Source organism: Marinomonas sp. 63XJN7_9_ISO-PGPR-S23-217, assembly GCF_056173515.1.
Map to the genome: position 1 here is coordinate 4,385,721 of NZ_CM149678.1, position 13,070 is coordinate 4,398,790.

Below are 13,070 nucleotides of genomic sequence, written 5' to 3' on the forward strand. Positions count from 1 at the left end.
CACAAGAGGTTCTTAATAATCGTCCTTATCGAACCCTAAATACTAAAGCTCGCCCCACACCCACAAGTTGATGTGGCGTTAGGATTGGTGACAGTAAACCTTGAACCTTCTAGGTTTTCTTTGTAGTCCACTTCCGCTCCAACCAAATATTGAAAGCTCAAGGGATCTACCACTAAAGTTACGCCATCCCGCTGCACTTTAGTGTCATCCTCTTGGAGCTCTTCATCAAATTCAAAGCCGTATTGAAAGCCTGAACAACCACCCCCTGTCACATACACACGCAACATCAGACGATCATTTTCTTCTTCTTCAATCAGAGTTTGCAACTTAGCGGCGGCAGCCGATGTAAACTCGATGGGATTTGCCGATTCAACAACGCTCATCTTGATACCACTTTACAGAATGATTAATTAGACAAATTATCCTCTTAACCTAGTAATTTAGTCAAGTATAGATCAGTGTTCACGCGTCGCACGGAAGGTCACTTCAGGCCATTTCTCTTCCGCCATCATCAAGTTAACGCGGGTTGGCGCTAAATAGGTTAAGTGGCCTCCACCGTCAATTGCCAAGTTATCTGCACATTTACGTTTAAACTCTTCAAAGCGTTTTGGATCATCGCAATCCACCCAACGAGCGGAGTTCACATTCACCGCCTCGTATATACACTCAACTTTGTATTCGTCTTTTAAACGGTAGGCAACCACTTCATATTGCAATTGCCCCACAGCGCCAACAATCAACTCATTGTTACGCTGTGGCATAAACAACTGAGTAGACCCCTCTTCTGACAACTGCTGCAGACCTTTTTGCAAGGCTTTCATCTTCATTGGGTCTTTTAAACGTACACGGCGGAATAATTCTGGCGCAAAGTGAGGAATACCCGTGAATTTCAAATCTTCACCTTCGGTAAAAGTATCACCTATCTGGATCGTACCATGGTTATGCAAACCAATAATGTCACCAGAAAAAGCTTCCTCCACACCTTCACGATCACCAGCAGTAAAGGACACAGCATCGGTTACTTTAACGTCTTTGCCCAAACGGCAATGACGCATTTTCATCCCTCGGGAGTAAGAACCTGAGCAAACACGCATAAACGCAATTCGATCTCGATGTTTTGGATCCATATTGGCTTGAATTTTGAAAATAAAGCCAGTGAACTTCTCTTCTGTCGCTTTGACTTTACGAGTATTAGTTTCACGGTCAATCGGTGCTGGTGCCCACTCAACAAAACCATCTAACATTTCGCGCACACCAAAGTTAGATAACGCCGTCCCAAAAAACACAGGCGTTAGCTCACCCGCCAAATACGCGGCATGATCAAACTCATGACTTGCCCCACGAACCAACTCGATTTCATCAACATAAGCTTCCCAATCATCACCGAGCAATGCTTTCGCTTCGTCAGATTGCAAACCTTCAATACGAATATCGTCCATTAAAGTATGACCACGACCACGGACAAAAACATGAATCGTATCCGTGTATAGGTTATAGACCCCCTTAAAAAAGTCGCTCATACCAATAGGCCAGGTAATCGGTGCCGCCGCTATTTTTAGTACGTCTTCCACCTCGTCTAACAACTCAATGGGATCTCGAATATCTCGGTCCATCTTGTTAATAAAAGTTAGAATGGGCGTATCACGAAGACGACAAACATCCATTAACTTAATCGTACGATCCTCGACCCCTTTAGCGCCATCAATGATCATTAAGACAGAGTCAACGGCCGTTAAAGTACGGTAGGTATCTTCCGAGAAATCTTCGTGCCCTGGGGTATCCAGCAAATTCACCATGCGATCTTTATAGGGAAACTGCATCACAGACGAGGTTATGGAGATACCACGTTGTTGTTCCATTGCCATCCAGTCGGACGTGGCATGTTTATCGCCTTTGCGCCCTTTAACGGAACCAGCGGTTTGAATTAATTGCCCTAAAAGCAACAACTTTTCCGTAATCGTCGTTTTACCGGCATCAGGGTGGGAAATAATCGCAAAGGTGCGGCGTTGTTCGACTTGCTCAAGTAACTCTGTATTTGACATGGATAAGAATCTTCTAATTTAACGCAGACTGGTGATGCCTACTATCAACAAGAGGCAAGGCACAAAGCTGGGAGGTTAATTTTCAATGGCGCTATTTTCACCGATCTTAACGCCAGACACAATAAACCCTTTAAAGATTCCTTTAACCTCACGTAAATCTCTGTAGATCCAACCATAAAAAAGGAGCCACTAAAGGCCCCTTTTGAATTATTCACTTACTGTCGACTTACGATTCAGTCACTTCTTGCTCAGTCAATTGATCACTATGACTCTCAAGTTGCTTGCGCTTAGGAAACACCCTTCTCACTAAGACGAAGAACAAAGGTACAAAGAAAATGGCTAAGACCGTTGCCGTTAATGTACCACCGACAATACCAGAACCAATTGACCGACGACTTTCAGCCCCAGCACCTGTTGATAATGCCAGAGGCAAGGTACCAACAATAAAGGCCATAGAAGTCATGATAATAGGACGCAAACGAAGCTTAGCTCCTTCTGCTGCTGCCGCCCAAACACTTAAGCCTCGTTGATAAGCAGCCTCTGCGAATTCAACGATCAGTATAGCGTTCTTTGAAGACAAACCTATCGTCGTTAACAAAGCAACCTGAAAGTAGACATCATTTTCAAGGCCTCTTAAGTGTGCCGCTGCTGTCGCACCAATCACACCAAGTGGTATCACCAGAATAACTGAAAACGGAACCGTCCAACTTTCATAAAGCGCAGCCAAACATAAGAAAACGACTAAAATAGAAATACTATATAACATCAGTGTTTGCCCACTCGACGCACGCTCCTGATAGGACAAGCCACTCCAAGAACCTGTTACAGCCCCAGGTAAGGCCGCCACAATTTTTTCAAGCTCATCCATTGCTTGACCAGAACTTACACCAGGAGCACCTTGACCCTGAATTTCGTAAGCTGGTAATCCATTGTAGCGAGACAAAGTTTGTGGCCCGTATGTCCATTTCGCATCAGCAAAGGCAGAGAATGGTGTCATACTGTCATCATCACCGCGCACATACCAATGAGATAGATCCGATGGCGTACTACGATATTTCGCCATACCTTCTACATAAACTTTTTTAATCCGACCACGGTCAACAAAGTCGTTCACATATTGACCTGACCAAGCGGCGCTAATTGTTGTACTTATATCATTTAATGATAAACCAAGTGCCGCCGCTTTAGTCCGATCAATATCAATATGTAACTGAGGCGCTTCTGCAAGCGAACCTAAACGAACACCAACCAATAATTTGCTCGCATTCGCATTTTTCAATAACAAATTTCGCATATTGAGCAAAGTTTCACGACTTGTTCCAGCAGGTGCCTGCAGCTCAAAAGTAAAGCCATTACTCTGACCCAATCCCATAATTGCCGGTGGAATCAAGGTAAAAATTTTCGCATCACGAATCCCAGCAAAGGCAGGGTAAGTTCTTGCTGCAACAGCTTCTGCACTGTCGGCTGGGTTTTTACGTAATGACCAATCTTTCAAAGCGACAAATGCCAATCCTGCATTTTGCCCTGTCCCCATAAAGTTAAAGCCAGAAATAGTAAAGACTTCACTAACGTCCTTTTTCTCATCAACTAGAAAATGATGTTCAATTTTTCTCATTACTGCATCAGTACGAGTAATAGTCGCGCCGTCTGGCAGACTCACCATTACCATTAAGTCGCCTTGATCCTCCGTTGGTAGAAACCCTGTTGGTAAAGTTATAAATAGCGCACTTAGAGCCGCAACAATAACCCCATAACCCAACATCCAACGAATCGGTTGCTTAATCAATTTAGAGACACGACTAGAATAAGACGTTGTCGCACGATCAAAATTACGGTTAAACCATCCAGCTAACCCCTTTTGAATCTTATGATGATTCGGCTTTAACAAAGTGGCACAAAGCGCTGGCGTTAAAGTCAGAGCAACAATCACAGACAATACCATTGCAGAAACAATAGTGACTGAAAACTGGCGATAGATAACACCTGTGGAACCACCAAAGAAAGCCATAGGAAGAAAAACCGCCGATAAAACGACTGCAATCCCAATTAAAGCACTGGTGATCTCCCCCATCGATTTAATGGTGGCTTCTTTCGGCGAAAGCTTTTCCTCTTCCATCACCCTCTCGACGTTTTCCACCACCACAATAGCATCATCTACAAGCAGCCCAATAGCCAGCACCATACCAAACATGGTCAATGTATTAATGGAAAAACCCAAGACATTTAATATGCCAAACGTTCCTAGCAATACTACTGGCACCGCAATAGCAGGAATTAAAGTGGCTCGCCAGTTTTGCAAGAATACAAACATCACCAAAATAACCAAAGCAATTGCTTCAAAGAGCGTTTTTACCACCTCTTCAATAGATATTTTGATAAATGCTGTATTGTCTTTTGGATAAGCTAACTCGTAACCTGCCGGCATGTTTTTCGTAATCTGAGCAAAAGCGGCTTTTACACGTTCTGATGTACCCAGCGCATTGGCACCAGGGGATAACATCACTGCAAGCCCAGAAGCAGGATGACCATTAAAGCGAGCGATATAATTATACGTTTCATTACCCAACTCGACTTTCGCGACATCTTTTAGGCGAACGGTAGCTCCATTTTGATCATAAGCAAGAATGATATTCCTAAACTGTTCAGGTGTTGTAAATTTAGACTGCGCAGTCACGGTAGCATCAATTTCTTGACCTTTTATAGCAGGTAACCCACCTAGAGAACCAGCTGCGATCTGAACGTTTTGTTGTTTGATTGCCGTTTCAATGTCAGATGGAATTAGCTTATAAGACTCCATTTTTAAAGGGTCTAGCCAAATTCGCATCGAATATTGAGAACCAAACACTTGAACACTACCTACACCATCGACACGCGCAATAGCATCTTGCACACTAGACACGATGTAATCAGAAATATCGCCTGCTGAGTGCTGATTTGTCTTGTCATAAATAGCAGCAATTAACAAAAAGTCAGACATTGACTTTTTAACAGTTACGCCATTGTCCTGTACCGCCTGAGGCAAAGAAGAAGTAATTTGCGAAATCTTATTTTGCACTTGCACTTGTGCGATATCAGGATCAGTACCTTGTTTGAAAGTAACCGTAATGGTGACCTTTCCAGCCGAAGAACTAGAAGAAGAAAAGTATAATAAGCCACTAAGACCCGTTAACTGTTGCTCCATTACTTGAGTAACACTATTTTCTAAGGTTTGTGCCGACGCACCAGGATAAGACGCAGAAATACTGATAGAAGGCGGCGCTATATTAGGGTACTGCGCAATAGGCAGCGCATTGATCGACATCACACCAGCAAGCATGATGGCGATGGAAATCACCCAGGCAAAAACAGGACGATTGACAAAAAAACGAGCTAGCATAAATTCTCTTCCTTAATTCGACGAAGAATTGGTAGCAGTTTTTACAGGAGTAAAATCACCTGTTGCGGGATCATAAGTCAGTTCAACAACACCAACATCGCTACCAGGCCCGACTTTTGCTGAGCCCTCCATCACCACTTTATCACCTGCATGAATACCCTTTGTTACCAACCATTCATTACCAACAGCCTGTTGAACATTGAGCATATGCTTTTCAATATGATTGTTAGCATTTACAACATAGGAATACGCATTCCCCTTCACGTCTCTTAAAACACCTTGCTGAGGCACTAATAGGGAGGACTTATAGACTGCTGTATGCAAAATACCACGAACAAACATACCAGGAAGTAGCTGACCATTAGGGTTAGGAAATTCAGCTCTTAATTTAATACTCCCTGTCGATTCATCAACATTTATCTCACTGGCCTTCAAGACACCTTCATGATTATATTTAGTGCCATCTTCCAGCACCAAAGAAACCAAATCAGAGCCCTTTTCCACTCCCGGCTGAGACAACATATCATTTTCTTTTAACTTCGCAGAGCTCGTTTGTGCCAAGTCAACAAAAATAGGATCTAAAGAGCGAACCGTCGTCATAGCGGTTGTTTGATTAGCGGTTACCAAGGCCCCTACCGTCACTTGAGAAATACCAATACGACCAGAAATTGGAGAAGTGATTTTGGTATAGGATAAATTAATTTTCGCCGATTTAAGCTCCGCTTCCGCTTTTTTCTGATCTGCTTTTGCTTCTAAATAGGCAACATGAGCATCATCAAGATCTTGTTGAGAAACATTATTCTGTTTACGCAATAATGTATATCGACGATCCTTCAATTCAGCCGATTTCAGGCTAGCATTAGCCGACTCTAACGTTGCTTCCGCTTGTCTGACAGCAGAAAGATAAGAGGAATCATCCAACTGATACAAAACCTGGCCTGCAGTAACGTTCTGCCCTTCCTCGAACAAACGCTTGGTGATAATGCCACCAACCTGAGGTCGAATTTCTGCCACTAGGCTAGATACCGTACGCCCAGGTAATTCTGTATTAATTTCCGCTTTTTGAGGTTCAATGGTCAATACACCAACCTGAACTTTAGGAAAACCGCCCGGTCCGCCCGGTCCACCTGGAGCGCCACCTTTTTCTTGACAGCCAGCAACAAGAAGCGCAATGGCTAAAGCGCCTGAAGCATATTTTAATTTAGACGACATCGAAAAGTTTCCCTTAAAATTCGTTGAGAATGAACGTTCATTCTCACTATAATATATGCTAACCTTTCAATATACCCTGCAAAAGTGCAAAAAAATGACATTCAACTCTTCAAAACTGCTATGCAATGAACGCCGTCAACAAATTCTTGACGCCACAGAACAGAACGTTATTCATAAGGGTTTTCATAAAACCAGCATGCAAGCCATTGCAAAATCAGCAAAACTTAGTGTTGGACAAATCTATCGCTACTTTAATGACAAAGATGACATTATTTGCGCACTGGTTGAACAAACCACCAAAAGACACTTAAGCTTTATGTCTGAGTTTTTAAACAAAGAAGACTGGCTGACTCGACATTTCAGTGAAGACAATGAAGAAATTCATTGTATTCGCATTATGACGCTTGAAATCAAGGCAGAAGCATCGCGTAACACGACAATATCGAAGATCTGTAAGGAAATGAACCAACGCCTTCGATCAAGAGCCACTGAAATCATCATGGAAAAATCACCAAGCTTAAGCAAAGCAGAGGCCATTGCCCGTGTTGAAGCGTTGTCCATCTTAACAGAGGGCATGTTATCCGAATGGGATTACACAACCCGACCTTTTACTCTGGAAACCATTAAACTCTACAACACCTTGCTTGATAGCATTTTACCCGATTAACCTTGAGTCCTTTTTCTAGTCCTAACCTTCTTTTTTCTGTTACTGAAACAACAAGCAATTTTAATGTGACTTAAATAACATCCTAATCTGTCGCCACCGACTCATCAGCATCGCAACAAAGATTAAGATACAGCCAAACACTTGACCAACACTCATCAATTGAGCAAACCAGATAGAAGCAAACAATGCCGTCCAAACTGGCTCTAAATTCATAATCACGGCTGCGTGACTTACTGGTGTCAGACTTTGCCCGTAGGTTTGCAGCAAAAACCGTAAACTTGTTGCAATCAAAGTGCTCGCAAGAAACCAACCTACCACATTCGTCGGCACAGCATGGGGCACCGTTTCAGTCAGCACAGAGATAGTAAGTAAAAATACACCAGCTACACCCAACTGTATGGCCGTAAGTACCAGCACAGGCATTCGAGTAGACTGTCTGGATAACAGATTAAACTGAAATGCCGACATCACAGCCGTGGCCAAAAAAAACAATTGCCCCACTTCAAATTTCAGACCGCCATCTAACGCTAAAAAGGCTAATCCAATCACTGCTATAGGAAGGGCAACCCAAATACTTTTTGGAGGTTGCTCTTTAAATAAAAGCTTGGCAACAATAGGGACCAAAACCACACCAAGACTAGCAATGAACGCGCCAACTCCTAAGTTTTGTGTTTTGGATAGCCCTTCAACCCAAAACATCATAGCAAGTCCCATCACGCCACCAACCAACAAGGCTGGCCTCATGTCTCGCCATCGCAACCCAACAAAGTACTTACGCCCAGCAAGCACCAAAACAAAGCATGCCACTAAAAAGCGCATTCCCATAAAAAATAAAGGTGGTAGCCCCGTCAACGCTTCTTTAGAAAAAATCCAACCAAAACCGGCTAAAATAGTCACTAGAATCAAAACCAGTTCAGCCTTGAAATGCATCCATTGCTTCACCATATCGCCTTTTTTAAAAGATATAACACCCTAAACAACGTGAAAAACCACCATTAATGGTGGTTTTTCGCTCAAATACTAAGGTGCCAGTCTACTCGCTATTTATTTCACATACGATAGAGGCAAGCCATTATTTTTTTTAATCTTCGGCCATGCAATGACAATTGATACTATCGCAGCCGCCGCCAAAAGCCAGTTATATTGCACATAACTAATGAGAGATATTGGCGATACTTTAGCAAGAGACGATGCCAGTAAAATCTGAGCACCATATGGCAATAATCCCTGAGCCACGCAAGAAAAAATATCCAAAAGACTCGCACTGCGGCGGGCATCCACGTTGTATCGAGTTGCAATATCTTTGGCGACAGAACCGTTAATCAAAATTGAGACGGTATTATTCGCCGTGCATAAATTCGTCAACGCAACCGACGCACTAATACTAAATTCTCCTGCTCGAGTTGATCCAGGCTTAGCGCCAAACACACGAGCAATCTTCTCAATTATGCTCACCAGCCAATCCAAACCACCTTGCGCTTTCATAAGTGCACCCATGCCACCGATCAACAAAGAGAGAATAAGGATCTCCTGCATCCCAGTATAGCCACTGTAAATCTCTTTGGACCAAGTCGCGACCGTGAAATCCGGTAACATTGTTAAGCCAATTACCCCAGCTAATACAATGCCACTAAACAGCACCAACATGACATTGACCCCCAGCACCGCCAAGGTTAAAACAACCACATAAGGCAACACCTTGATCAACTCATAATCCTTTACTTGACCAATATGCGCCACTCCACTTTGAAAATACAACAACACCAAAGTGACTAAGGCTGCTGGCAAAGCGATTTTAAAGTTCATTCGGAACTTATCGCGCATATCACACCCTTGTGTCCGAGTGGCGGCAATAGTGGTATCGGAAATAATCGATAAATTATCACCAAACATGGCACCGCCAATTACCGTACCAACGGTTAGCAGTAAGGATAAATCCGTCGCATTCGCCACACCAATGGCAATCGGGCCAATAGCCGCAATGGTTCCCATCGAAGTTCCCATAGAAGTTGCCACAAACGCGGTAATGATGAATAAGCCTGGCAATACAAATGCAGGCGGAACGACGCTTAAACCAAAGTTAACCGTCGCATCAACGCCGCCAACCGCTTTGGCAACACTGGCAAAAGCCCCCGCCAACAGATAGATCAACACCATGGTAATGATGGTGTTGTCACCTACCCCACGAATAAAAGTGTCAATACGCTTATTCAGTGACCCCTTGGCTAAGATAATTGCCAAGACAATGGCAGGCAAAATCGCAACCGGGGCGGATATTTGGTAGAAAGCAAAGTCCACACCTTGAGTTTGATACCAAAGCCCACTACCAACAAACAAAACAAGAAACAGCACTAAAGGTAAAAGTGCTAATGGAGATTTAGAAGTCATGTGATCGATCATGTCCAAATAGAAATGAGTCCCTGCGATGGATAATCTAGGGAAGGAAAATCGTTAACAACACCTAACACGCCATGATATGGCTAAGATGAATAATTAACGAGATGAATTCTCTATTTATAACAAAACAAACAAATAAAATCACCACTTATACAAAAAAGGAATTAAAAACTCACAAAAAAACCCCAGCAGATTACTGAGCTTTTTAACCTATACAAGCTTTAGAGAGCAGGGCTGATTTTTTACCTAAATAAGCTAGCAGATAATCATCAAAGGTGAAAACAGATTAAAATTAATTAGAGTTCAAATAAAAAAGATAGAGTAAAATAAAAATAGAGAATCACAGTGCTAGGTTCAACAATTAGGCGAATCTTATGCTTAAATCAGCTCCAAGCAGCAACTGCCTTTACCACATCATAACCGTATACTGGATCTAACTTAGCTTGAATCACACTCGGAGCAAATTGCGACGCCACTTTAACGGCATTTAGCTTCATTTGTCCAAATAGACCACCGTGCATATGATACAAGCCCGTATTGTCTTTAGACATATTTTGAATACGAACAGTTCTTGGTTTACGAAGGATTTCATAGGAAGCAAGGGCATCGGGTAACGGCTTACTCATCAGCGAGGCAACCAACACATACGCATCTTCAATGGCCATGGCCGCGCCTTGCGCCATAAACGGCAACATTGGATGACACGCATCGCCAAGTAACACCACCCGCCCCTGATACCAAGTCCGTAAGCTACTACGTCCATTAAGTGCCCACAAAAATGTGCTATCAGCGGTTGCCAAAAGTTCAGTCACTTCAGGGTGCCACCCCGCAAAAGCAGAACGTAGTTCGTTAATATCCCCCTCTTCCCGCCACGATTCTGATTGCCAACCACCACGCTCCTCTACCGCGACGAAATTCACCCATTCTCCACCGCGTACATAATAAGTCACTAAATGGCGTCCAGGCCCCACCCAGACACAAGCATCTGGTTGAATGTTAACCGCCTTAAGACTCGCGACAGGCACTACCCCACGCCAAGCCACTTGCCCCATAAAGTCAGGCGCTTTCTTACCCAGCATTTGTTCGCGAATCACCGAACGAATACCATCAGCTCCAATGATTAAATCTGTCTCATATTCACTGCCATCTAGAAGACACAACACAACCGAGCTATTCTGATCTGACTTTTGGTATCCGGCAACCGTAGCGCCTAACCGTATTGTCACCCCAGCTTTCTGACAGGCTTCCACCAAAACACGGTGTAAATCGGCACGATGTAAATGCCAGTAAGGGGCGCCATAGCGATCAATGGCAGCCTGACCTAAAGGGGCTTTTAAATAATATTCCCCCGATTTGAAATGACGCATAGTGGCTTGTTTCGGCTCAAAGGCGTAAGGACGAAGGGCGTCTTCTAAACCCAATTGGCGCAGCACCTTCATCGCATTTGGACTCATTTGCAAGCCTGCTCCCACTTCGCCCAATACATTAGCCTGTTCAAATACCGTTACGTCCACCCCTTGCTGAGCAAGCCCCAAGGCAACACTCAAACCGCCAATACCCGCACCAGCAACCACCACGTCTTTGATTTTGTTCACAAACCAATCCTTACAGTCATTAATAAAATCGCTTATAGGAATGATAAACAATTTACAGGTTAATTAGTTGCGCTTCGTCATAATTCATGAAGCGATAACAATAAATTACTTATTTATTGTTAAATAAGATTGTTCATGGCGTGATCTTTGCTGTATTTCTTTTGTATCGATTAACGACTAATGTCACTAATAAGGGCAATAATTCTACTCTGTTTGCCTAATAACAATAACAATTACGCATGGGGGTGACACCACAAAGTGCATAGGATCGCATTCGCTTGAATCAGTTTTTCCCCAGATTAACAAAAGAACGAGGTTTAGATGGATAATTTGAGTAGCCAGTATCAGTCAAATGGCTTTTTTGACGAATTAATTGATAGTAAAGGCAAGCCCAGACCCCCCGCCAAGCAATTACTTGGCTATCTAGATAGTTTATCAGCAGAAGAGCTTGAAAAAAGAAAGCTCATGGCCGAAGCCACCATACAAGAAATGGGCATCAGCTTTACCGTTTACACCGAAGAAGGCAACATTGACCGAGCTTGGCCCTTCGATATCGTACCAAGAACCATAGACGCCAAAGACTGGCGCGTTGCAGAAGCAGGCCTAAAGCAACGACTCAAAGCCCTTAACTTGTTCATTGATGACCTTTATCATGATCAACAGGTTATTAAAGACGGCATTATCCCAGAGCACATCATCAAAGAATCCAAAAATTTTCGCCCCGAATGTATCGGTGTATCCCCTGCTTATGGGGTATGGGCTCACATTTGTGGCACCGATTTGGTGCGTGATGAAGATGGCGAGTTCTACGTTCTCGAAGACAATTTACGCGTCCCTTCTGGCGTCTCCTACATGATCGAAAACCGCGCGATTACCAAACGTGTGCTTCCTGAACTGTTTGAAAACGACAGCATCCTGCCAATTGATTCTTACACTTCCCAATTGTTCGATACCTTAGCAGCCTTATCGCCTAGAGACATAGAAGATCCAGAAATTGTCGTCATGACGCCAGGTATTTACAATTCAGCCTATTTCGAACATGCCTTTTTGGCTCAACAGATGGGAGTAGAATTAGTAGAAGGTAGCGATTTATACGTTGATAATCAAGATGACTGTGTCTATATGAAAACCATTAATGGACCAGCGTTAGTCGATGTTATTTACCGTCGTATTGATGATTTATTCCTAGACCCTGAAGCCTTCCACCCAGACTCCGTATTAGGTGTTCCAGGTTTGATGCGAGCTTGGAGAAAAGGCAATGTCGCTTTAGCAAATGCACCAGGAGCAGGGGTAGCAGATGACAAAGTTGTCTATGCCTATGTACCAGACATCATCCGCTACTACCTAAAAGAGGAGCCTATTCTTAAAAATGTCGAGACATTCTTGTGCGAAGACCCTGAGCAACGGGCCTATGTGTTAGCAAACTTGGACAGTTTAGTTGTCAAACCTGCCAACGAGTCTGGTGGCTATGGGATGCTAGTGGGGCCACATTCTACGAAGAAAGACCAAGCTCTATTTGCAGAACTGATAGAAGCGAATCCTCGCAACTACATTGCTCAACCAACACTGAAACTGTCCACCTCGCCAACATTAGTTGCCAAAGGCAGCTTAGAGCCACGCCATCTGGATTTACGTCCCTTTATTTTGCAGAGCAAAGACACCTATGTGACCACAGGTGGACTGACACGAGTCGCTATGAAAAAAGGCTCTTTGGTCGTCAATTCGTCACAAGGTGGTGGTAGTAAAGATACTTGGATCGTCGAAACAAAGGGGCGCTAATT

General features: G+C 43.5%; 9 protein-coding genes. 2 read left to right on the plus strand and 7 right to left on the minus strand.

Annotated elements, in window-relative coordinates:
- Positions 1-35: 35 nt before the first annotated feature.
- From erpA to AC0VYI_RS20575, 4 genes are all read right to left on the minus strand, one after another.
- On the minus strand, positions 36-383 hold the full coding sequence (gene erpA, locus AC0VYI_RS20560) for an iron-sulfur cluster insertion protein ErpA (protein WP_199473725.1): 348 nt from the start codon (positions 381-383) through the stop codon (positions 36-38).
- A 72-nt stretch (positions 384-455) separates the two neighbouring features.
- On the minus strand, positions 456-2,042 hold the full coding sequence (locus AC0VYI_RS20565; RefSeq protein WP_199473724.1) for a peptide chain release factor 3: 1,587 nt from the start codon (positions 2,040-2,042) through the stop codon (positions 456-458).
- Between the two features lie 226 nt (positions 2,043-2,268).
- Entirely contained in the window at positions 2,269-5,418 is a 3,150-nt protein-coding gene (locus tag AC0VYI_RS20570) for an efflux RND transporter permease subunit (RefSeq protein ID WP_475445231.1), read from the minus strand.
- 12 nt (positions 5,419-5,430) lie between these two features.
- Positions 5,431-6,630 carry an efflux RND transporter periplasmic adaptor subunit gene (locus tag AC0VYI_RS20575; RefSeq protein ID WP_475445233.1) on the minus strand — a complete coding sequence of 400 codons (1,200 nt, stop codon included), beginning with the start codon at positions 6,628-6,630 and terminating at the stop codon, positions 5,431-5,433.
- A 94-nt stretch (positions 6,631-6,724) separates the two neighbouring features.
- Between AC0VYI_RS20575 and AC0VYI_RS20580 the strand changes: the two genes are divergently transcribed.
- Entirely contained in the window at positions 6,725-7,297 is a 573-nt protein-coding gene (locus tag AC0VYI_RS20580; RefSeq protein ID WP_475445234.1) for a TetR/AcrR family transcriptional regulator, read from the plus strand.
- A gap of 60 nt (positions 7,298-7,357) precedes the next feature.
- Here AC0VYI_RS20580 and AC0VYI_RS20585 read toward each other — a convergent pair whose 3' ends face one another.
- From AC0VYI_RS20585 to AC0VYI_RS20595, 3 genes are all read right to left on the minus strand, one after another.
- Entirely contained in the window at positions 7,358-8,242 is an 885-nt protein-coding gene (locus AC0VYI_RS20585) for a DMT family transporter (protein WP_475445236.1), read from the minus strand.
- Positions 8,243-8,341: 99 nt separating this feature from the next.
- Positions 8,342-9,685: a Na+/H+ antiporter NhaC family protein gene (locus AC0VYI_RS20590; protein WP_199473718.1), complete on the minus strand. Its 1,344-nt coding sequence runs from the start codon at positions 9,683-9,685 to the stop codon at positions 8,342-8,344.
- 392 nt (positions 9,686-10,077) lie between these two features.
- Positions 10,078-11,289 carry an FAD-dependent monooxygenase gene (locus tag AC0VYI_RS20595; protein WP_475445238.1) on the minus strand — a complete coding sequence of 404 codons (1,212 nt, stop codon included), beginning with the start codon at positions 11,287-11,289 and terminating at the stop codon, positions 10,078-10,080.
- Positions 11,290-11,610: 321 nt separating this feature from the next.
- Between AC0VYI_RS20595 and AC0VYI_RS20600 the strand changes: the two genes are divergently transcribed.
- Complete coding sequence (locus tag AC0VYI_RS20600; protein WP_475445240.1) at positions 11,611-13,068, plus strand: circularly permuted type 2 ATP-grasp protein; 1,458 nt, start codon at positions 11,611-11,613, stop codon at positions 13,066-13,068.
- Positions 13,069-13,070 lie beyond the last annotated feature (2 nt).

Coding starts and splice junctions, on each gene's coding strand:
- AC0VYI_RS20585 (WP_475445236.1), bottom strand. CDS start 8,242: ATGGTGAAGCAATGGATGCATTTCAAGGCTGAACTGGTTTTGATTCTA.
- AC0VYI_RS20580 (WP_475445234.1), top strand. CDS start 6,725: ATGACATTCAACTCTTCAAAACTGCTATGCAATGAACGCCGTCAACAA.
- AC0VYI_RS20600 (WP_475445240.1), top strand. CDS start 11,611: ATGGATAATTTGAGTAGCCAGTATCAGTCAAATGGCTTTTTTGACGAA.
- AC0VYI_RS20590 (WP_199473718.1), bottom strand. CDS start 9,685: ATGACTTCTAAATCTCCATTAGCACTTTTACCTTTAGTGCTGTTTCTT.
- erpA (WP_199473725.1), bottom strand. CDS start 383: ATGAGCGTTGTTGAATCGGCAAATCCCATCGAGTTTACATCGGCTGCC.
- AC0VYI_RS20570 (WP_475445231.1), bottom strand. CDS start 5,418: ATGCTAGCTCGTTTTTTTGTCAATCGTCCTGTTTTTGCCTGGGTGATT.
- AC0VYI_RS20565 (WP_199473724.1), bottom strand. CDS start 2,042: ATGTCAAATACAGAGTTACTTGAGCAAGTCGAACAACGCCGCACCTTT.
- AC0VYI_RS20575 (WP_475445233.1), bottom strand. CDS start 6,630: ATGTCGTCTAAATTAAAATATGCTTCAGGCGCTTTAGCCATTGCGCTT.